The organism is Polaribacter sp. HaHaR_3_91, from assembly GCF_019278525.1.
GTDB lineage: Bacteria > Bacteroidota > Bacteroidia > Flavobacteriales > Flavobacteriaceae > Polaribacter.
The window spans coordinates 299,963-322,371 of sequence record NZ_CP058986.1; the positions used below are offsets into that span (position 1 = coordinate 299,963).

15 protein-coding genes are annotated in these 22,409 nt (G+C 32.8%); 14 read left to right on the forward strand and 1 reads right to left on the reverse strand.

The window, feature by feature from the left end:
* Positions 1-7: 7 nt before the first annotated feature.
* Entirely contained in the window at positions 8-1,954 is a 1,947-nt protein-coding gene (locus tag H0I27_RS01315) for a glycoside hydrolase family 97 protein (RefSeq protein WP_218732148.1), read from the forward strand.
* Positions 1,955-2,000: 46 nt separating this feature from the next.
* Here H0I27_RS01315 and H0I27_RS01320 read toward each other — a convergent pair whose 3' ends face one another.
* Positions 2,001-3,308 carry an NAD(P)/FAD-dependent oxidoreductase gene (locus H0I27_RS01320; protein ID WP_218732149.1) on the reverse strand — a complete coding sequence of 436 codons (1,308 nt, stop codon included), beginning with the start codon at positions 3,306-3,308 and terminating at the stop codon, positions 2,001-2,003.
* A gap of 505 nt (positions 3,309-3,813) precedes the next feature.
* Here H0I27_RS01320 and H0I27_RS01325 point away from each other — a divergent pair.
* From H0I27_RS01325 to H0I27_RS01385, 13 genes are all read left to right on the forward strand, one after another.
* Entirely contained in the window at positions 3,814-4,890 is a 1,077-nt protein-coding gene (locus H0I27_RS01325) for a glycoside hydrolase family protein (protein ID WP_218732150.1), read from the forward strand.
* A gap of 36 nt (positions 4,891-4,926) precedes the next feature.
* Complete coding sequence (locus H0I27_RS01330; RefSeq protein ID WP_218732151.1) at positions 4,927-6,333, forward strand: sialate O-acetylesterase; 1,407 nt, start codon at positions 4,927-4,929, stop codon at positions 6,331-6,333.
* An 84-nt stretch (positions 6,334-6,417) separates the two neighbouring features.
* On the forward strand, positions 6,418-8,064 hold the full coding sequence (locus H0I27_RS01335; protein WP_218732152.1) for a sulfatase: 1,647 nt from the start codon (positions 6,418-6,420) through the stop codon (positions 8,062-8,064).
* Between the two features lie 23 nt (positions 8,065-8,087).
* Positions 8,088-10,457 (forward strand): PDZ domain-containing protein, encoded by a 2,370-nt coding sequence (locus H0I27_RS01340; protein ID WP_218732153.1) that lies wholly within the window; start codon positions 8,088-8,090, stop codon positions 10,455-10,457.
* 112 nt (positions 10,458-10,569) lie between these two features.
* Positions 10,570-12,540: a sulfatase gene (locus H0I27_RS01345; protein WP_218732154.1), complete on the forward strand. Its 1,971-nt coding sequence runs from the start codon at positions 10,570-10,572 to the stop codon at positions 12,538-12,540.
* A gap of 92 nt (positions 12,541-12,632) precedes the next feature.
* The gene (locus H0I27_RS01350) at positions 12,633-13,682 is read left to right on the forward strand and encodes a glycoside hydrolase family protein (RefSeq protein ID WP_218732155.1); all 1,050 of its coding nucleotides are present in this window, start codon (positions 12,633-12,635) and stop codon (positions 13,680-13,682) included.
* Positions 13,683-13,688: 6 nt separating this feature from the next.
* Positions 13,689-15,260, forward strand: a complete 1,572-nt coding sequence (locus H0I27_RS01355) for a sialate O-acetylesterase (RefSeq protein ID WP_218732156.1) — start codon at positions 13,689-13,691, stop codon at positions 15,258-15,260.
* A 183-nt stretch (positions 15,261-15,443) separates the two neighbouring features.
* Complete coding sequence (locus H0I27_RS01360; protein WP_218732157.1) at positions 15,444-16,910, forward strand: GDSL-type esterase/lipase family protein; 1,467 nt, start codon at positions 15,444-15,446, stop codon at positions 16,908-16,910.
* Between the two features lie 65 nt (positions 16,911-16,975).
* Positions 16,976-17,986: a family 43 glycosylhydrolase gene (locus H0I27_RS01365; protein ID WP_218732158.1), complete on the forward strand. Its 1,011-nt coding sequence runs from the start codon at positions 16,976-16,978 to the stop codon at positions 17,984-17,986.
* A gap of 3 nt (positions 17,987-17,989) precedes the next feature.
* On the forward strand, positions 17,990-18,817 hold the full coding sequence (locus tag H0I27_RS01370) for a dienelactone hydrolase family protein (RefSeq protein ID WP_218732159.1): 828 nt from the start codon (positions 17,990-17,992) through the stop codon (positions 18,815-18,817).
* 20 nt (positions 18,818-18,837) lie between these two features.
* Entirely contained in the window at positions 18,838-19,908 is a 1,071-nt protein-coding gene (locus H0I27_RS01375; protein ID WP_218732160.1) for a glycoside hydrolase family protein, read from the forward strand.
* Between the two features lie 83 nt (positions 19,909-19,991).
* Positions 19,992-21,659: a glycoside hydrolase 43 family protein gene (locus tag H0I27_RS01380; protein WP_218732161.1), complete on the forward strand. Its 1,668-nt coding sequence runs from the start codon at positions 19,992-19,994 to the stop codon at positions 21,657-21,659.
* A 312-nt stretch (positions 21,660-21,971) separates the two neighbouring features.
* On the forward strand, positions 21,972-22,274 hold the full coding sequence (locus H0I27_RS01385; RefSeq protein WP_218732162.1) for a hypothetical protein: 303 nt from the start codon (positions 21,972-21,974) through the stop codon (positions 22,272-22,274).
* Positions 22,275-22,409: the final 135 nt, after the last annotated feature.

Sequence of the window (22,409 nt, forward strand, 5' to 3'; positions counted from 1 at the left end):
TATAAAAATGAAATTACAATTAAATAAAAAAAGTATTAGTACTAGGCAAGAAAGGTTATTATCTATGTTTATGTTACTAATCTTCCTTTTTAGTGTATTTACTTCTTGTAAATCAAGTAATAATATGAGTGTAGGTTCTCCAGATGCATCTGTTCAAATTAAATTAGAGGAAGTAGCAGGTAATGTGGTGTATAAGCTATATAGACAAGAAAAATTAATTGTAGATACTTCTGTAATCTCAATATTGCCAAATATTCCTGCCAAAATAATCAACACAGAAATTCATAATTCTAATAGCAGTTGGAAGCCAGTATGGGGACAATTTAGTGAAATTAAAAACGAGTATAATGAGCTTGTTTTAGATGTTTTATTAGAAAATGTAAAAGCCAAATTATACGTACGTGTTTTTAATAAAGGAGTTGGTTTTAGATACGAAATAGAAGGGTTTAAAGAAGGAAATGAAGCTACTTTTTATTGTGAGTATAATTTAAGTAGTACAAACGAACTGTATACACCAAACGGAGAAAATCCTCCTTTAGGACCAATTTCTATTGAAAGCTTAACGAAAGTTAAAAAACAACCAAGATTAATGACGCCTTTGGTTGTTACCAATTCTGATAATTCTTATGTATCATTATTAGAATCAGATTTATATGTAGCTCCAGAATTTGGTACCATCAAATTTAAGTTCAATACAGATAAAAATATCCTTGTAGCTACCAACAAAACAACATTAAAAGGTACAAAAGTAACCACGCCATGGCGGGTGATTTTAGTTGAAGAAAAAATAGGCGATTTAGTAACGAATACTGTTCCTCTTAATTTAGCAACGCCAAATCAAATAGAAGATACTTCTTGGATTGAACCAGGTAAAACGCTTTGGGATTGGAGAGTGCATGATTATAAAACAGAAGATGGTTTTGTATACGGAGTAGATACAGAAAGTTACATCAGATTTATTGATTTTGCTGTAGAAAAAAATATTAAGTATTTTTTAATTGATGCCAATTGGTTTACAAAAGTTACCAAAGGTCACTTTGAGGTTACAGAAAAATTAGATTTAGAAAAGGTCTCTAAATATGCAAAAACAAAAGGTGTTAAGTTAATCTTGTATTACGATAGACATAAAGGAGATTATGGAGATGATGAATTGTTTTCTCATTATGCTTCTTTAGGTATGAGCGGTATTAAATATGGTTTTATGGGGAATAACGTTTCTTTTACAAGTGATGCAATTCAACAAAGTGCAAAAAACCATTTATTAGTAGACTTTCATGATTCACCAGTTCCTTTTACAGGAATGGAAAGAACTTTTCCAAATGCTATTACTAGAGAATATTGTCATGCACAACAAGATTCTAGAAAAGCATTTACGCCAGAAACTTTTATTAAAATGGCATTAATTAATGCAATTCAAGGTCCTTTAGATATGAATAATGGAAACTTTGATTTGATAGGAATTAATAAAGGAGATCGATTAAAAGGCCCAAAAAAGATAAATACGTATTTCTCAACAGTAGTTTCAGAAGCTGCAAGAACATTGGTTATTTTTAGTGGGTTGGTTTGTCTTCCAGATTCACCAGAAGCATATGCTAAAAAAGCAGATCTTTTTGAATTTATTGAAAAAATGCCTGTAGGTAAATGGGATGAAAGTAGTGTTTTAAGTAGCAAAATAGACGATCATATTTCTACGGCAAGGAGGTTTAATGAAGAATGGTTTATTGGTTCTGTAGCAAGTAAAAAAGGGACTGCTTTAGACATTAATTTAGACTTTTTAGCAGAAGGAAAAAGTTATACGGTTACGTATTATGAAGATACAAAAGAGACACATGGTATGAATAACCCAGAAGCGTATCAAATAAGAAAAGGTACCGTTAAAAAAGGAGATGTTATAAAAGCAATAATGGCACCAAGTGGAGGACATTGTATGTGGATTAGACCAAAATTAAATTAAAGAATAAATTAAAGCCTCTAAAACATATGTTTTAGAGGCTTTAATTTTATAACTCAGAATTTGTTCTTACACGTCTAGAACTAACACTAAACCTTCTTATAATTAGCCTTGAGGCTTTATTATAACTAGTATAATTATATACCCAATTTAAAAAGACTACCAATCTATTTCTAAAACCTACTAAAGACATTAAATGAATAAACATCCAAATTAACCAAGCTAAAAAATTACTAAACTGAAGATTCCATATATCTGCAACTGCTTTGTTTCTACCTATGGTTGCCATAGAGCCTTTGTCATTATATTTAAAAGGCTTAAGATTTGTTTTTCCTTTCAATATTTTACTAAAATTAGCTGAAAGTAATTTAGCTTGCTGTATTGCTGGTTGCGCCACTTGTGGATGACCATTAGGGTAAGATTCACTTTGCATTAAAGCAATATCACCCAAAGCAAAAACATCTTTATACCCTTTTACTTTGTTAAATTCGTCTACATAGTAACGATTACTTCTAGGATTATAACTTGTTTCAGGAAATCCGTTTAATAAATTACCAGTTACACCTGCAGACCAAATTAAAGTTCTAGTTTTAAACTCTTTTCCATCTTTGGTTTTAACTAATTTACCATCAAAATCTGTTACTATTGTATTGGTATGTATTTTTACGCCTAATTTTTTTAATGCTTCTGTGGCTTTTTTAGAAGATTTTAAACTCATTGGAGGTAAAACTCTATCGGCGCCTTCTAAAATATGAATTTGCATTAGTTCTGGGTCTAAATCTGGAAAATCGGTAGGCAAAACACCTTGTCTAAATTCAGCAATTGCACCTGCTAATTCTACACCAGTTGGTCCAGCACCTACAATAACAAAGTTTAATAAGAATTTTTTGTCTTCGTTGGAAGCAACAATAGTACTCTTTTCAAAATTTTGTAAGATTAAACTACGTAAATTTAATGCTTGTGGAATTGTTTTCATTGGCATAGCATATTTTTTTATTTGCTTATTGCCAAAGAAATTTGTCTTTGTACCTGTATTTATAATTAAATAATCATAAGAGAGGTCTCCAATATCTGCTGTTAATATTTTATTTACTGGATCAACACTTTTAACATCTGCTAATCTGAAATAAAAATTTTTCTGTCGTTTAATAAACATCCTAAGTGGATACACAATTGAATCTGGCTCTATTCCACAAGTAGATACTTGATATAGTAATGGTTGAAAAGCATGGTAATTATGCTTATTTAGCATCACTAATTGTATTGGCAACTTCCTTAATTTTTTTACAAGATTTAAACCTGCAAAACCACCACCAACTATTACCACTCTAGGTAAATCTACTTTTGGAATATTCATCTTTTTAGAAAACTTATTTTTTGCATAGTAAAACTACAACAGTTATATCTAAAAACTATAGAATTTAAAGTTTAAATGTGAATATTATTTTTAAAACTTGTTATTGATGCACAAACCACGCAGTGGTATTACAATTTCTACTAGATGTTATTTGTGCCCAATATGCACTAAATTCTTTTGGAAATTTAGGAGTGATTTTTTCACTAGCTTTTAAGTAAAATGTTTTAAATGTTTCTTATCAATAGTAAACATATAAAAATAAGTTGGTTTATAGTTTGTGTGTCATGTTTGGAGTAATAATCATGATTTTTATTTTTAATTAATACTGTTGGGCGTTTTTTTAGGTGATAACGAGACATAATTACCCTGTTCTGTAATCAAAATAACCCCATTGTATAAAATAAGAATAAGTATTTTTATACTTTGTCTCTATTTTACTAGTAAGTAACTTTAGAATATATAATATAAATAAATTAATAAAATAAAACACTAAAAATAGAAGAATATGAAGATCCAAATGTTTGCAATAATTGTATTGTTAATTAATTTAAACTTTGGTTGTAAGAGTAAAAATTCATTACCTCAGAGTCATTTTTCAGAGAACATGAAATTAGAATATATTGGAGTTGCAGCAGAAAATGAAGGTATGCATGTTTGGGGTTCGTCTCCTGTAATAGACAAAGATGGAAAAGTGCATTTATTTGCAGCGCAATGGTCTACTGCTACCCAAAAGAATTTTAATGGTTGGTACAAAGATTGTGAAATTGGACATTATGTAAGTGATCGTCCAGAAGGTCCCTTTAAATATGTAGGAGTTGCAGTAGAGGATAAAGACGGGTTATTTAACTCACCACATAACCCAACAGTTAATTATATAGATGGTAAATATGTGCTTTGTTTTATTGTAAATGAAAATGATAAACTAAAAACACAGCGAATTGTAATGTATGTAGCAGATGACCTTAACGATACCTGGAGACCTGCTAAAGGAGCAGAAGCTGATGGAACAATTTTAAGAAAACCAACAGATTCTACAAAATGGAATTATAAAGCAATTTTAGGTGTTTCTAACCCGTCGTTAATAAAATACAAAGGGAAATATCTTATGTATCACAAATCTGTTATCCCAAGAGAAAAAAGAGGAGGTGCATATACATATGGTGTTGCAGTAGCAGATAAATTAGAAGGTCCTTATGAGATTCATGCAGAAAAGGTTACCCCACCAAACATGGCATTAGAAGATGCATTTGCATATACTGCAAATGACTCTGTATTTATGTTTAGTCGTGATTTTGGAAGTACATTCGGAAATAGTGGAGGTGGTATTTTATGGCGTTCTGCAGATGGGTTTACTTTTCCAAAAGAAAATGCAAAGAGAGGTTACGAAGATTTAGCACATTATCTTGGAAAAGAAACTTTAGAAAAAGGAACAGCACATAGAGGTAAAAAAGATGGGCATTTAGAAAGGGCACAAGTACTATTAATAGATGGTGCGCCAGCTTATCTTTACTTAGCAACAGGTGTTCAGGTAAAAGAAGGTTACGGTAGCAGCTCTCACGTGTTTAAAATTAGTTTTAAATAATATTTACAGCAATTGATGTCATTAAAAACAATTAAAATGAAACAGTTTTCATTCAATATTTTATTTTGTTTTTCGCTCCTTATAGGTGCAGAAGCAATGGTAGCGCAAACCAAGTTACCCTCTATTTTATCGGATAATATGCTTTTGCAACAAGCTACAGATGTAAAGATTTGGGGTTGGGATACGCCAGGGCAGAGTGTTACTGTAAATCCTTCTTGGACTAAATCGGTAAAAACAACAACTAGCAAAGATGGTAAATGGCAGGTATTTGTAGCTACACCAAAAGCCGGAAAAAATGGAAAATTAAAAATAAGTGGTTCTACTAAACAAACCATAAATAATATTTTATTCGGAGAAGTTTGGTTGTGTTCTGGGCAATCTAATATGGAAAGAGAATTGGGTTTTAAAAATAATCAAAAACCAATTGTAAATTTTTATGAAGAATCACTAAAAGCAAATCATCCTAACATTCGTATGTTTTTAGTTAAAAAGAAAAAATCAACTACGCCGTTAGAAGATTGTGAGGGTGAATGGATAGTATGTACACCAGAAACTGTTTTAAAGTTTTCTGCAGTTGGTTATTTTTATGGAAAACAGTTATCAGAAAAATTAAAAATGCCGGTTGGTTTAATTCAGTCTGCATGGGGAGGAACCAGAGTAGAACCTTGGACTCCAAAAGAAGGCGTTGAAAAAGTAGCTTTAGAAAACGGAGGACAAAAGAAATTTTCGAATCTATATAATGGTATGATTTCTCCTTTAATCAATTTTAAGATAAAAGGGGCAATTTGGTATCAAGGAGAGTCAAATGTTGGAAATTGGAAAGAGTATAAAACACTTTTTCCGAATATGATTTCTAGTTGGAGAGATAAATGGAATATTGGTAATTTTCCTTTTTACTTTGTACAGATAGCACCTTACAATTATCCAGATAAATTTGCAGTACCACAAATAGTAGAGGCACAATTAGAAGCCTTAAAATTGCCAAATACAGGTGTTGCAGGGACGCAAGATATTGGAGCTCTTTATGATATTCATCCGCCTCAAAAAAAAGAAGTTGGTCGTAGATTAAGTTTAATTGCTTTACATAATACGTATGGTAAAACTGATGTTGTATATGCAGGACCTTCTTTAAAATCTTTTAAAACAGAAGGACAAAATTTGGTAATTAATTTTGAAACACCAGGTTCTAAATTGCATTCAGCGGGCGGCAATATGGGTAAAATTCCAGCATTTTATATTGCTGGCGAAAACAAAACGTTTCACAAAGCACAAGTAAAACAAGACGGGAATATAATTATTTTGAGTTCGTCTAAAGTAAAGAGCCCGGTTGCAGCAAGATATGTTTGGGCTAATAATGCCAACGGTACGCTTTACAATAAACAAGGATTGCCTGCATTGCCTTTTAGAACCGATAATTGGGATACTGTGTTGTATGCCGAATAAATGAATAAAGATTTAAACATGTCTGTAAATAGATATGAAACTATAATATAACCTTTGAATAAAAACAATTTAAACTTTAAATAAATGAAATACATTAACACTAATTTTATATTTCAAAAAGCAATTCTATTATCAACGATAGGTTTGTTAATGGCATGTAATTCTAACTCTAAAGTAGTTAAAACAGCAGAAGTAACAGTGCCAGAAAAACCGAACGTTTTATTTATTTTAGTAGATGATTTAGGGTATGCAGATTTAAGTATCATGGGAAGTAAGTTTTACGAAACTCCTAACATCGATAAAATTGCAAAAACTGGTACCGTTTTTACAGACGGATACGCTGCTTGTACTGTTTGTAGCCCATCTAGAGCAAGTTTAATGACAGGACAATACCCAGCAAGACATGGTATAACTCAGTTTGAAGGAAAAAGAAATAGTGGGCAAGCTTGGAAAGAACGTAAGCGTTATACAAAATTATTACCACCAGAATATAGAGATCATTTAGATACGAGCACAACTACAATAGCAGAAGCTTTTAAAGAAAATGGATATGCTACTTTTTTTGCAGGTAAATGGCATTTAGGAGGTAAAGCACAAGGATCTTTACCAACAGATCATGGTTTTGATGTTAATATTGGTGGATACGATGCTGGCGGGCCAAGTGGTGGATATTTTTCTCCATATAATAATCCATATTTAACAAATTTACCAGAAGAAAAAGGGTTGAACTTGTCTATGAAGTTAGCACAAGAAACTAATGATTTTATTACTAAAAATAAGGATGGTCACTTTTTAGCTTACCTTTCTTTTTATGCCGTTCATGGAGGTATTCAAACTACAAAAGAAAAATGGACAAAGTATAGAAACAAAGCCGAAAAAATGGGAATTCATGAAACTGGTTTTGAAATGGAGCGTGTTTTGCCTGCTAGAAAATACCAAGACAACCCAGTATATGCAGGTTTAATAGAGCATGTAGATGAAGCAATTGGTACGGTAATGAAAACCTTAAAAGATTTAAACTTAGATAAAAATACCATTGTTGTTTTTACTTCGGATAATGGAGGTGTTACTTCTGGCGATAATTTTTCTACCAATCAGTTAACTTTAAGAGGAGGAAAAGGCTACCAATGGGAAGGCGGAACTAGAGTCCCTTATTTTATTGATGTTCCTTGGATTAAACAAACAGGAGCAAGTATTCAAGTTCCTGTATCTGGTGTAGATTTATATCCAACACTATTAGATTTATCTGGTTTGTCTTTAAAACCAGAAGCACATAAAGATGGTGTAAGTTTAAAACCACTTTTATTAGGAGAAAATATTGACGATAGACCTTTGTATTGGCATTATCCTCATTATGGAAATCAAGGTGGAGAACCAAGTTCTATCATTAGAAAAGGAAAATGGAAACTGATTTATTATTGGGAGAATTTAAATGCTGAATTGTATAATTTAGAAGCTGATTTAGGTGAACGAAATGACGTTGCAGCAAGTAATCCAGAAATTGTAGAACAAATGCAAACGCAACTTTTAGATTGGTTAAAATCTATGGATACGCATTATGCAAAAGTAGATACAGAATGGGACCAAGCGGCTCGTAAAAAATGGTTAGAAAGACAAAAAACAAAGTCATTGCCAGCACAAGAAAAACAGCGTAAAAAAATGCTTTCTCCAGATTGGCAACCAAATAAAGATTGGTGGGGTAGTGAGGTGAAAATAAATAACATTAAATAAACAAGGTTCTTCAAAAAAATATTATGAAAAAATCAACTTTTTATGTATTGACTTTCTTGGTTATTATTTGTTTTGGTTGTCAAAACCAAGAAATAGATATTTATGTGAGTCCATTAGGAAATAATTCAAATAATGGAGAGAAAGAGACACCTTTTAAAACGATAGAAAAAGCACTAGAAAGTGTTAAATTAATTAAAAAGAAGGAGAATGATAAAATTAATATACGTCTTTTAGAAGGAGAATATTATTTAAACTCAACTTTAGAAATAAAACCTTATTTGAATAATCTTTCTATTATCGGTGATGGATTGAATAAAGTTTCTATTAAAGGATCTAAAGTTATTGAAACGAAATGGGAGCAGTTTTCTGACAATATTTTGGTAACTACTATTGATGAAAATTTAGATTTTAATCAATTATTTATAAATGGAGAAAAACAAATCTTAGCAAGATATCCTAACTATGATGAAAACGGTGGTTATTGGCAAGGTTCAGCAGCAGATGCAATAGATAAAGATCGTATTGAGAAATGGAAAAATCCTATTGGTGGTTTTGTGCATGCTTTGCATAAAGGGCGTTGGGGTGGTTTTCATTACGAAATAGAATCTGTTAAAGAAAACGGAGAATTAAATTTGATAGGAGGTCATCAAAATAATCGTCCATCAGAAATGCATTCAAAATATAGGATGGTAGACAATATTTTTGAAGAATTGGATAGTGAAAAAGAGTGGTATCTAGATAAAAAAAATCATAAATTATATGTTTGGAAAAGTGATAATTTTGATATCAATAAGTCTAAAGTTGAAGTAACTGTCTTGAAACATTTGATTGAAATTAAGGGGGATTTAAAAGATCCTGTGAAAAATGTAAGTATAACAGGAGTTAAGTTTGAACATGCTTCACGAACCTTTATGGAAGAATATGAACCTCTTTTACGTAGTGATTGGACAATTTATAGAGGCGGGGCTTTACTACTGGATGCCACAGAAAATATAATTATTAAGGATTGTGAATTTACAAACCTTGGAGGGAACGTTATTTTTGTAAATGGATATAATAGAAATACAAAAATTACAGGAAACCATATACATGATTCTGGTGCATCTGCTATTGCTTTTGTAGGAGACTCTTCGGCAGTACGTTCTCCGTCGTTTGATTATTTTAAATCTGTGGCTATAGAAGATATGGATACTATTGTAGGGCCTAAAAATGAATTGTACCCTTCTAACTGTAGTGTAGAAAATAATTTAATACATAGAATTGGACGTGTTGAAAAACAAGTCGCTGGAGTACAGATCTCTATGGCAATGAAAATTCATGTAAAAAACAATAGTATTTATGATGTGCCGCGTGCAGGTATCAATGTGAGTGAAGGTACTTGGGGTGGACATATTATTGAATATAACGATGTGTTTAATACGGTTTTAGAAACGAGTGATCATGGAGCCTTTAATTCTTGGGGACGTGACCGTTTTTGGTATCATAACAGAGATATTACAGCTGCTTTGGTAGAAAAGAACAGTAAGATGCCTTTATGGGATGCAATGCACACTACGATTATTAGAAATAATAGATTCCGTTGTGATTATGGTTGGGATATCGATTTAGATGATGGTTCTACGAATTATAAAATTTACAATAATTTATGTTTGAATAGAGGTATAAAATTACGTGAAGGATATTATAGAACTGTGACGAATAATATTATGGTAAACAATACTTTTCATCCACATGTTTGGTTTACAAATAGTGGAGATGTATTTACACATAATATTGTAATGAGAAAATATGCAAGTGTACGTATTAAAGATTGGGGTAATGAGGTAGATTATAATTTATTTCCAAATAAAGAAGCGTTAGTCAAATCACAAAAGAAAGGAATAGATAAAAATAGCTTATATGGAAACCCTTTGTTTGTAAATCCTAAAATGGGAGATTTTACTGTAAAGGATGAATCTCCAGCCTTGAAAATTGGTTTTAAAAATTTCCCTATGGATAAATTCGGTGTTCAAAAACCAGAATTGAAAGCAATCGCAAAGCAACCTGAAATTCCTAATTTAAAAATTAATTCTTCCAAAAAAGAAAAAGTAAAAACGAAACAATGGTTGGGAGTAACATTAAAAGAAATTGAAAATATTGAAGAACAATCTTCTTTTGGGACCCATACTTTAGATGGTGTAATCATTTTAAAAATCAATAAAAACAGTAAGTTGTCAAAATCTGAGCTGAAAGAAAATGATGTAATTATTAGTGTTGAAAATGAAAAAATAAAAAATATATCAAATTTTTTAAATGTTTTAGATAAAAATTCTTTTAAAGAAAGTATCAAGCTGATGGTTGTTAGAGATCAGGAAGAAATTGAAATACAATTAAAGAAAGCGTATTTTCTTTAGAAATCAGGTATCAATTTTAGATTAAATATTGCCTGAAAATATTTTACAGTTAGGTGGAAATAAAATAATAAATAGCGGTCATAGTTGAAATTAATAAAGAATATAAGAAATTATGGAAAACCATGAAATTAAATTGAAGTTTGCCCTATTATTAATGCTGTTTTCTTGCATTTGTAGCAAGGCTCAAAATATAGATAGGCCTAATATTTTATTTTTGGTTGTAGAGGATACTTCCCCTTATCTTTTTCCTGCTTATGGTAATAAAACAATCAAAACGCCTAATCTAGATTATTTAGCAAAAAACGGGGTAATTTTTAACAATGCATTTGCCAATGGCCCACAATGTTCTCCTGCTCGTTCTTCTTTAATAAGTGGTTCGTATGCTACTACCTACGGTAACGATTGGCATCGAAATGGTCATATTGTACCACAACAATACTTTTTTCCTCAGTACTTGCGTGAAGAGGGATATTTTTGTGTAAATGCCGGTAAAACCGATTACAATATCACCAAAGAAGTCCAAAAGAAATACTATCCATTGGTTTGGGATAAAATGAGTGGTTACCTGTCTGATGATAAACCCAATGTTAGTTATAATGATGCAGATAGAAAGGGGAAACCATTTTTTGCGCAATTTAATAACATGACTACTCATATGAGTCGTATTACTTCTGTATCTGTAGATAATAGAGAACCATCAAAAATTAATCCTAAAGAGGTAGATCTTCCTTCTCATGTGCCAGATATTCCAGAAATGCGTGCAGATTATGCATTGCATTTAGATGGAGTGCAAGATGCAGATAAATGGGTTGGTTTTTTTATCGATGATTTAAAGAAACGTAAATTACTAGAAAATACCATTATCTTTTTCTTTTCAGACCATGGAGGTAGTTTGCCTAGAGGAAAAGCTTTTCCTTATGAAACTGGTTTTCGTTCGGCATTAATCATTTCTGCGCCAGAAAAATGGAAACATTTATTGCCCGCTCAACAAGGTCAAAAAAGCGATCAGATTGTAGAATTTGTAGATTTTGGTCCTACTTTATTAAATGTTACGGGAGCTAAAATACCCGAACACATGCAAGGAAAACCTTTTATGGGACCTGATGCACAAAAACGTACTTACGCTCATAGTTTTAGAACAAATACAGAAATTCACTTCGATCCATCTCGTGCAATTAATGATGGTGCCTTCCATTACATAAAATTTTATACACCTTATAAAGTTCATGGCTTAAAACAATCATTTCAATGGGGAATGCCGTCTCAGAATGCTTGGGATGATTTATATCACAAAGGAGAATGTGAACCAGAATACAAATCTTATTATGAACCAAAAGCCAACGAAGCATTGTTTGATTCGAAAAAGGATCCTTGGAATATGAATAATTTGGCTGATGATTTGGCTTATGCAAAAACTTTAAGCAATTTACGAAAGGAAGCTTCCATGCACATTAGAAAAACCCGCGATTTAGGTTTTTTCCCAAAGGCGGTGAGAGATGAGTTTGTAAGTCGTGGTATTTCACTTTATGAATGGGTTAGAACGGAAAATTATCCATTTAATGAACTTTATGATTTGGTTGAAAAAGCATCTTTAGGTAAGATTTCAGATAAAGAAATATTTCTGAAATATTTAAAGCATAAACGACCTGAATTTCGCTTTTGGGCAGCTTCTGGACTCACAACTATGGCGTATCATGGTGATTTAAAAGTTATTCCAAATCAATTAGTAATGGCATGTGATGACAAGTGGCATTCAGTAGCAGCAACAGCTGCAGAAGCGATTGCTTTGGCTGGTCAACCTGAAAAAGGAATTTCGATGCTGATTGAGCAAGCAAAAGAAGGAAACAAATTGTCTCTTTCCGCATTAGAAGAATTAGGAAATCGAGTTGCCCCATTTACAGATGATATCAAATACCTTGCAGAGCATGGTAAAAATAAAGATATTAAGTTTTTAGCTAGAGGAATTCTTATTAATCTAGGAGAATTACCAATGAGTCAATTGTTTGATTCTAAATCAACGAATAAGTTTATCAAAACTCAGAAACAACGAATTAAAGATTGGGCACCTACGTTGCCTAATTAAAAAGAATATATTTTAATAGGCTTGCTTATTTAATTATTTTATAATTAAATGATAAATAACTTAAAGAATAATTTAAAAGAATGGTTATCAAAATGAAATTACTAAAAATCGCTTTAATTACAGTACTATCTATGTTTTTCAGTTGTAGTGCTGAAGGTCAAAAAATGAAATTTGAATATATTGGAGATGCCGCTCAACAAGAGGATATGCACGTTTGGGGGTCTTCACCTGTTCAAGATAAAGATGGAAAAACACACCTATTTGCTGCACAATGGTCTACAAAAACGCAACCCAATTTTAATGGTTGGTATAAAGATTGTGAAATTGGTCATTATGTAAGTGATAGCCCAGAAGGACCTTTCAAATATCTAGGTGTGGTTGTACCAGACAAAGATGGTTTGTTCAATTCGCCACACAACCCAACAATTAGCAATATTGATGGAGAGTATCAGCTTTGTTTTATTGTAAATGAAAACGACGATTTAAAAACGCAACGTATTGTAATGTATGTTGCAGATGATTTAAATGGAACCTGGAGACCTGCAAAAGGAGGAGAAGCAGATGGTACTATTTTACGTCAAACTAAAGATGCTTCAGTTTGGAATTATACCGCAAGATTAGGAGTTTCTAATCCGTCATTAATAAAATACAAAGGCAAATATCTTTTATATCACAAATCTGTGGTAAGAAAAGAACCTAAAGGATATGTGTATTCTTATGGAGTTATTGTTGCTGATTCTGTTGAAGGGCCATATATACATAACCCAACAAGAGTAACCGAAGAAAAAATGCCGTTAGAAGATGCGTATGCTTTTACTATGAAAGATTCGGTATACATGATGAGTAGAGATTTTAGAGGTGCCTTAGGAAATAGAGGTGGAGGTTTGTTATGGAAATCTGGAGATGGTTATTCTTTTCCTGCAGAAAAAACAGTGCGTGCTTACGAAGATTTACAACATTATGTGGGCAAAGAATATTTAAAAGAAGCTGTTTCTTATAGAGGTAAAAAAGATGGACATTTAGAGCGTGCTCAAATTCTTTTTATTGATGATAAACCAGCTTATTTGTATTTAGCAACTGGAGTTCAGGTTAAGCCAGGTTATGGTAGTAGTTCTCATGTGTTTAAGATAACTTTTGAATAAATATAAATGAAAAGAAATTTTGGTTTTAGTATTCGTTGCTTAATAATTTTATTAGTATTGTTTGTTCAGGTTTCTATTTTTGCAGAAACAAAACCTGTATTAAAATCAATTGCTAAAACTACATTTCAACTGGGTTCCCTTTTTAAAGACCACATGGTTTTGCAGCGCGATATGCCAATTCCTGTTTGGGGAAAAGCAGCTGCAGGTTCAACAATTACTGTTCACTTTGCAAATTATAAAAAACAAACTATTGCAGATTCCAATGGTAAATGGAGTGTAAAGTTATCGGCTTTAAAAGGAAGTTTCGAACCAAAAACTATGATTATATCATCTTCGATGGATGAAAAAGCGATAAAAATATCGGATGTTTTAGTGGGGGAAGTTTGGATTTGTTCTGGGCAATCGAACATGCAATTTTCTGTAAATGGGGCTCCAGAGGTAAAAAAACTAATTCCATCAGCAAAAAACATAAGAAGTTTTAAAGTAAAAAACACAGTTGCATTAGAACCTCAAGATAGTTGCGAAGGTACTTGGGAGGTGAATTATCCAAATAGTGCGGTGGCGTTTTCATTCGCTTATTTTTTAGAGAAATCAGCAAATGTTCCTGTGGGTATTATTTTAACATCTTGGGGAAGTTCATCCATTGAAGCGTGGATGCCTAGAGATATGACAGAAACCGTACCTCATTTTAAAGTAATGATGGATGAGTTTGATACAGACATCAAAACAAAATATAGAATAACAGCTATTTTAGACGGACCAAAACCATGGAAAAAAGACGAGGATATTTTTTTACGTAGACAATCAAATGTGCTATATAATGCCATGATGCATCCGTTAATTCCGTATGCTTGTAGAGGTTTGGTTTGGTATCAAGGAGAAAGAAATGCCCAATCTATGAACGGAATGCTAAAAGAACCTTGGTTCTCTAGAAATTCAGGAATCTTAAAATACGGAGATGTACTTAAAGAATGGATAAAACGTTACCGAAAAGGTTGGGGTAATAAAGAATTGAATTTTCAAGTAGTGATGCTTCCTGGTTATGGTAAAGTTTTAAATACTGATAAAGATATCGATCCTAAAAGTCCAAACGCACATTCTTGGGCGTGGATGCGAGAATCTCAATTAAAGGCATTAGAATTACCCAATACATCGGTAATAAATACGATTGATTTAGGTGATGTAAAAAACATTCATCCTAAAGATAAATTACCCGTTGGTAAACGTTTGTCTTTAATGGCGCTTAAAAATGTTTTAAATAAAAAGGTAAAAGCGTTGGGGCCAACCTTAAAAAAAGTGAAAATAAAAAAGAACACCATTGTTGTTTGTTTTAATAATGTAAAAAAATTAAAGACAACTGATGGCAAAGCTCCAACAGGTTTTTGGTTGTCAGATGCATCAGGAAAATGGTTTCCAGCAGACGCAAAATTAAAAGGAAATAAAGTAGTAATAAAAATTTCAGAAGTAGAGAAACCACTTTACGTTCGTTATGCTTTTACAGGGAAACCAAATGTAAATTTGGTAAATGAAGCAGATTTACCTGCGTATCCTTTTAGAACAGATTCTTTTAAACCATAGGTAATATTTCAGTACTTTATTTAAAAGCTGGTGAATAACAAAAAGAGATTTAAAATTCATTCCTTTTTAACCAAAAGCTAGAATATGAATTGAAGAGAACTAAAAAGATATGGTGTTTCTATTGATGAAATTACAAGTGTATTTCAAGTAAAATAATAGTAGTATTAAATTTATCGTCATAAAATGAAATCAAAAAAAATAATAGTAACGTTTTTAATTCTCGTTTGTACAATCTTTAATATTGGAGCACAAGATATTACTCCGGATAGTAAAATTTTATACAAAGTGATTGATGGAGATAGTTTATATCTGCATGTTTTTAAGCCTAAAGTATCTAAAAAATCAACCGCAGCAATAGTCTTCTTTTTTGGTGGAGGTTGGACAGGTGGTTCTCCAAAACAATTTTATCAACAAAGTGAATATTTTGCATCAAGAGGTATTTTAGCAATTTCTGCAGAATATAGAATAAAAAAGACACACGGCACTTCTCCTTTTGAGTGTGTAGAAGATGGTAAATCTGCCATTCGTTGGGTTCGTGAAAATGCGATAAAACTAAACATAGATCCCAACAAAATTGTTGCAAGTGGAGGTTCTGCCGGCGGACATGTGGCATTAACTACAGCGGTAATAAAGGGATTAGAAAATGCTGATGAAAATTTATCCGTAAGTTCTGTTCCTAACGCAGTAGTTGCTTACAATCCTGTTTCAGATACTACAGAAAAAGGATATGGTGCTAAAAAAGTAGCAGGTAGAGAAACAGAAATTTCTCCAACGCATCAGGTGAAAAAAAATATGCCACCTATGTTAATTTTTCATGGAACTAAAGATAAAACAGTGCCATTTGAAAATGCAAAACGTTTTACTAGATTGATGAAAGAAGCAGGTAATGAATGTGAATTGGTTGCGATTAAAGATGCTGATCATGGGTTTTTTAATGGCGATTTCTTTAGAAAAGGAGCAGGTAATAAATACTTCAATTTAACTACATATAAAACGGATGTTTTTTTAGAAAATTTAGGCTTTTTAAAAGGAAAACCAACACTTTCTGAAAACATACAAAAGGTATCTTGTGTTGGTGATAGCAATACAGAAGCTACATATCCTAAATTTTTACAAGAAAAACTAGGCAATAAGTACGAAGTAAAAAATTTCGGAAAAGGTGGTGCAACTTTAATTGAAGGAACAAATCATCCTTATTTTAAAAAGGAGGAATATAAAAAATCATTAAAATTTACGCCAGATGTTGTTTTAATTATGTTTGGTACCAACGATGCCAATGTAAAGTGGTGTTTAGATGAAACTAGAAAAACGGAATTTGTAGGTACACCTCAAGAAGAGTTTAAAAGTCAATATAAAAAATTGATAAAAGCCTATAAAAGTAATAATGAAAAAGCTGAAATTTATGTATTAACTCCGTTACCAATTTACGAACATGAAAAAAGTAGAGATTCAAAAATAAAGCAACGTATTGCAAACTTGCATGAATGGGTAATTCCTATTGTTAGAGAAGTTGCAAATGAAGAAAATGTGAATTTGATAGATGTAAATAAATTAATGAAAAAAGCCTATAAGTACACTGTTGATGGTGTTCACTTAAATCAAAAAGGATATAAAGTTTTAGCTAAGAAAATAGCCAAAAAAATTAAATAACCTACTTATTTAGTGAAATTAGAATTAAAAAAAGCATCTGTAACCAACCTTAATATTAAAATAAAATGCATAAAATAAAATTAGGAATTGTAATCATATTCGCAAGTTTAATCACTTCTTGTAACACGACAAAAAAGGAGAAAAAAATAGAAAAAGAAGTAAAAACAGAAACAGAGGCTGTAAATTTTACATATCAAGATATCACAGGTATTGGTAAAGATGCTGTGTATAATAGAAGAGATAATAGTGATATTATCAAAGTAGGAGACACGTATTATATTTGGTACAGCCGTATGGATAGTCCGATTACTCCAGGTTATTGGGCAACCATTTGGTATGCAACTTCAAAAGATGAAGGACATACTTGGCAAGAACAAGGAATGGCGCTTGATTTAGGAAAGGAAGGTGAATTTGATAGTCATTCTGTTTTTACGCCAAATATCTTAGCTCATAAAGGGAAATATTACTTGTATTACACAGGTGTAAAACCTACTCCAGGAAATAAAGAGAAGGAGTTTGAAGGTAATGGTACTACTGATATCACAGCCATAGGTCTTGCGGTTTCAGACAGTCCAGACGGTCCTTTTGTTAGAGTAGAAAATAATCCGGTATTGGAAATTAGTGATGTTGCATCAGATTTTGACAGTTTTAGAATTGATGATGCTAGTTTGTTAGTTAGAGATGATAAAGTTTGTTTATTCTATAAAGGAAGATCTATTAGTGATGGAAAACAAGGGCCGAAAAGAACAAAAATGAATGCAGCGTATGCTGACCAACCTGAGGGACCTTTTAAAAAGCATGAGGGCTATTTTTTAGATAAAAGTCACGAAGTCTTAATTTGGAATCAAAATGGTGGCATTGTTTCATTGGCATCACTTAGTAAAACGTTGTATTTTTCTAAAGATGGAGAGCACTTTTCTGTTTTACAAGACGGTTTAAAAAAGATACCAATGGCACCAGGTTTGTATCGTCCGCATTTAGAAAATGGAAATTTGGCAACTGAAGTTCCTGGTTGGGGAATTTCAATGATTCAAAAGAAAGGATTAACCTATTTGGTTCGTTTTGAAATGAAGTAGTTTATGAAAAAAATAACCATATTATTTTTATGTTTAATTACTCAAAGTGTCTTTTCTCAAACACTATATTTAGATAATAGTTTTTCTACTGATTATCTTAAAGAACAAGATAAATCATTTTATGAGCAAAACACAAACGCTTATATTTATACTGATAAAAATGGAGCAAAAATGCCCTATCGATTGTTTTTACCAGACAATTACAATCCTAAAAAAGAATATCCCATAGTTTTAGTTTTTCACGGAGCAGGTTCTAGAGGAAATGACAATTTGAAACAATTACGACCTTGGGTTGCAGGTTGGATGGATGCTGAAGTACAAAAAGAACATCCAAGTATTATTTTAATGCCGCAGTGTCCTAATAAACAACAGTGGGTAAATGTGCCTTGGAAAGAGGGTTCTTATCGATTTAAGGACATTCCGGTGAGTGATCCTATGAAATTAGCCAAAGAAATTTTTGACAAAGTAGTTCGGGAATATGCTGTAGATACAAAACGTGTTTATGTTATGGGGATGTCTATGGGAGGTTATGGTACATGGAATTTTGTGATGCGTTATCCCAAAATAATTGCAGCTGCGGTTCCTATTTGTGGGGCAGGAGATCCATCGATGGCAAAAAAAATAAAGAGAATTCCTATTTGGGCTTTTCATGGTGATAAAGATCCTACAGTGCCACTTGCTGGCTCTACAGAGATGATTGAATCTTTAACTCGTTTTAAAAAGCATAAAGCTCGTTTCACTATTTACAAAGATGTTGGTCATAATTCGTACGAATTGGCATGGAAAAATCCATCATTGGTTGATTGGCTTTTTAGTCAGCATAAAAACTAAAAATAAGTAAACATAAAAACATGAATAAATTCCTCGTAAAACTTTTATTGACTGTATTGTTAAGTTGTTCTATTACTGCTGTGTCACAAGAAAAAGAGATCAGTCTAGACATCCATAAAATGATGAAGCCTTTGCAAAAAAATGGAATTTTTCGTGATTCTTTGTATTACAATTGGGGAGGTTCAATTCTAAAAGATGAAGGAGTTACCTATCATTTGTTTTATTCCCGATGGAAAAGAGAGTATACGTTTAATGGATGGCTAACTTTTTCGGAAATAGCACATGCAGAATCCAATACAGCAACAGGTCCTTGGAAATACAAGGAGACAGTTTTAAAAGGAAGTGGTCAAGGAAGTTGGGATGAAATTACGGCTCACAATCCTAAAATTAAATATTTTGAAGGCAAATATTACCTTTATTATATCGCCACTAATTTGGGTGGTAAGGAATTTACCAATGATGATTTAATTGCATTAAGTACAAAACCGTTAAAAGACCCAGATAGAGGAACGCTACGTAAAAATCAAAGAACCGGAGTAGCGGTTTCAAATTCTATTAATGGTCCTTGGAAAAGAATGGAAACTCCCATAATAGAACCATCTGGACCCATAGCTAACATCACTGTGAATCCTGCAATTGACCAAGGGAAAGACGGTAAGTATTACTTAATTGTAAAAGGAGATAAACCCAATGAGAAAAAGTTTATCAGAAACCAGGCAATTGCGATTTCTACATCACCAACAGGGCCTTTTCAAATACAACCAAACCCTGTTATTGGAGACTTAGACACAGAAGATGTTTCAATGTGGTTTGATAAAGAACAAGCTGTCTTTTATGCTGTTTTTCATGCCCATTCTTATATTGGATTAATGACATCTGTTGATGGTTTGCATTGGAAAAAAGCAGAGAATTATGAGATCAGTCGTAAGAAATTAAAATTGGAAGATGGAGGTTTTCTAATTCCCAATCGTATGGAACGTCCGTTTGTTTATGTAGAAAATAATCAACCAACGGTTTTGTGTCTTGCCATAAAAAAAGGAGATGATTCCTATACGATATTTATTCCACTACATGAATCTAAAACTCGGTAAATATCCTCTGGGCTTGCCCCGAGTATATTCACTAAAACAGTTCAAATAAAAATATATTACACTTCTATATAAATTATTGAAAAATGAAGATTTTTAGATTCCTTTTATTAATTGTTATTGTTTTTGGCTGCAAAGGTACCGAAGAAAAAAAAACAATTCACTCATTTGGTGACCAAGGGGATGGCACTTTTATAAACCCTATCCTTAATGCCGACTATCCAGATTCTGATGTAGTGCGTCATGGCGATAAGTACTACATGATATCTTCTAAGAAACATAATTCCCCCGGGATGATCATTCTTGAATCTTACGATATGGTCAACTGGAGAATTATTAATCATGTTTATGACAGTATCAGTTGGGGTAAGGAATATAATTGGGATAGGATGGCTGGTTATAAACGAGGGGTTTGGGCTGGAGACCTAGCGTTCCATGAAGGTACCTGGTATTGTTATGTGATAGATCCTAGCCACGGATTGTTTGTTACTACTACCGACGATATTTACGGGCAATGGACTACACCCACAAAGATGATATCTCAAAAGAAGGTGGCAGATGACCCCAGTGTGTTCTGGGATTATGAGAACAAAGAAGCTTGGCTAGTCGCCAATATAGGTCGAAGCAGAACGAAAGAAGATAAAGATAAATACCTGTATAAGAATGCTATCTTTAAAATGAGTTGGGACGGATTGAGCTTAGAAGATGAAGGCACCGTCTTCTATAAAGGTCCAGGAGCTGAAGCCTCTAAAATATATAGAGTCAATGATCAGTGGTTTATCTTCTTATCGGAATGGTCTATGACACCTGATGGAGATAAAGAAGACCGTAAACAAATAGCCTTACGCTCAAAAACCAATAGCATTTATGGTCCTTACGACAAAAAAGTGTTGCTTGAAAAAGGGAATGGCTTTGAGCGCAGTTGCAGCCAGGGATCTTTAAACCAGGCGCCAGATGGCTCGTGGTGGTACTTTCATCAGTTAATTCAGAACATAGATGCCCCTTTTCAGGGAAGACCACAATGTCTACAACCTGTAGAATGGGTAAATGGCTGGCCTATCATAGGAGAGGATATGGACAAGGATGGCATTGGAGAACCTTTAAGAAGGTACAAAATGCCTAATATAATAGCACCTGAAAAATTAAAAATACAAACCTCAGACGATTTTTCTTCCTCCGAACTAGGACATCAGTGGGAATGGAACCATAACCCACGTGACTCGCATTGGTCATTGACCGAACGTACAGGCTGGTTGAGACTTAAAGCTAGCACTTTGGTACCATTGAGCAACTATTATTATCACAAAGGAGCATCATCATTTTGGAGGGCTTCTAACACCTTAAGTCAGCGTATTATGGGCACGAAAGCAGGTATTAGCAGTGCCAAATTTGATGTGTCAGGAATGACACAAGGACAACGAGCTGGATATGCTCGTTTTGCAGGAGTAAGCCATCTCATTGGTGTTAAAATGGATGCCGAAGGAAATAGAAATCTCTTTTTTATGGATGATAAGGGAACTGAGATAGACGGCCCTAGCATTGAGAAAGCTATTATTTATTTTAAATCTACCAATAGTGGTAATAGCGCCTCTTTCGAATACAGCTATGACAACAAGAATTTTGAGCGTTTTGGTCCTGAATTCGAGCTGGTATTTGGACGTTGGTCTGGTGATCGATTAGGCGTCTTTTGCTGGAACGATATAGAAGATTCAGGATATGTGGATATCGATTGGTTTGAGTATGAGTATGAATAAATTTAGGATTGGATTGTAAATGTAAAGAACTTGAAAGCCGGTAATGGCTTAACTGCTGATTTACGATCTAAAAGTGGTTTTGAGATATTTACTGATTTAAATTGGTCTCAAGAATAAGAATACATCTTAACTTAGCGACACTGATAGTTAGGTACAGAACTTAAACTACATAACATGAATAAAAAGATCATAAGATTACTATCGAAAGTAGTGTTCATATTGCTATAAACCAGGTAACTTATTTATCAACAACAAGCCCTTTTAAAATACCACCAAACCCTGTAAGAAGATTTAGTTACCGAAGATGTTTCTATGTGGTTCGATAAAGAACAAGCTGTCTTTTATGCTGTTTTTCATGCCCATTCTTATATCGGATTAATGACATCTGTTGATGGTTTGCATTGGGAAAAAGCAGAGAATTATGAGGTCAGTCGTAAGAAATTAAAATTGGAAGATGGAGGTTTTTTAATTCCCAATCGTATGGAACGTCCGTTTGTTTATGTAGAAAATAATCAACCAACGGTTCTGTATCTTGCCATAAAAAAAAGGGATGATTCTTATACTATTTTATACCTCTTGGTGAGGGTATTTAAATATGGTCATCAGACTTTATAGGCAAATAGAGTACTTGCAATTTTTATTTTGATGTATTTCTTTAATCGTAACTGAATAGTTGATAAAGGACGATTATCATTTTTTTTTGCTAAATGCAACATTTTTATACTAAGTATGATACGGTTTAGCTTCTTA

Bases quoted from the DNA above. Each gene is read 5' to 3' on its own strand.
- H0I27_RS01380 (WP_218732161.1), top strand. From the start codon at position 19,992: ATGAAGATTTTTAGATTCCTTTTATTAATTGTTATTGTTTTTGGCTGC.
- H0I27_RS01335 (WP_218732152.1), top strand. From the start codon at position 6,418: ATGAAATACATTAACACTAATTTTATATTTCAAAAAGCAATTCTATTA.
- H0I27_RS01355 (WP_218732156.1), top strand. From the start codon at position 13,689: ATGAAAAGAAATTTTGGTTTTAGTATTCGTTGCTTAATAATTTTATTA.
- H0I27_RS01315 (WP_218732148.1), top strand. From the start codon at position 8: ATGAAATTACAATTAAATAAAAAAAGTATTAGTACTAGGCAAGAAAGG.
- H0I27_RS01365 (WP_218732158.1), top strand. From the start codon at position 16,976: ATGCATAAAATAAAATTAGGAATTGTAATCATATTCGCAAGTTTAATC.
- H0I27_RS01350 (WP_218732155.1), top strand. From the start codon at position 12,633: ATGAAATTACTAAAAATCGCTTTAATTACAGTACTATCTATGTTTTTC.
- H0I27_RS01370 (WP_218732159.1), top strand. From the start codon at position 17,990: ATGAAAAAAATAACCATATTATTTTTATGTTTAATTACTCAAAGTGTC.
- H0I27_RS01345 (WP_218732154.1), top strand. From the start codon at position 10,570: ATGGAAAACCATGAAATTAAATTGAAGTTTGCCCTATTATTAATGCTG.
- H0I27_RS01340 (WP_218732153.1), top strand. From the start codon at position 8,088: ATGAAAAAATCAACTTTTTATGTATTGACTTTCTTGGTTATTATTTGT.
- H0I27_RS01320 (WP_218732149.1), bottom strand. From the start codon at position 3,308: ATGAATATTCCAAAAGTAGATTTACCTAGAGTGGTAATAGTTGGTGGT.
- H0I27_RS01385 (WP_218732162.1), top strand. From the start codon at position 21,972: ATGTGGTTCGATAAAGAACAAGCTGTCTTTTATGCTGTTTTTCATGCC.
- H0I27_RS01330 (WP_218732151.1), top strand. From the start codon at position 4,927: ATGAAACAGTTTTCATTCAATATTTTATTTTGTTTTTCGCTCCTTATA.
- H0I27_RS01375 (WP_218732160.1), top strand. From the start codon at position 18,838: ATGAATAAATTCCTCGTAAAACTTTTATTGACTGTATTGTTAAGTTGT.
- H0I27_RS01325 (WP_218732150.1), top strand. From the start codon at position 3,814: ATGAAGATCCAAATGTTTGCAATAATTGTATTGTTAATTAATTTAAAC.
- H0I27_RS01360 (WP_218732157.1), top strand. From the start codon at position 15,444: ATGAAATCAAAAAAAATAATAGTAACGTTTTTAATTCTCGTTTGTACA.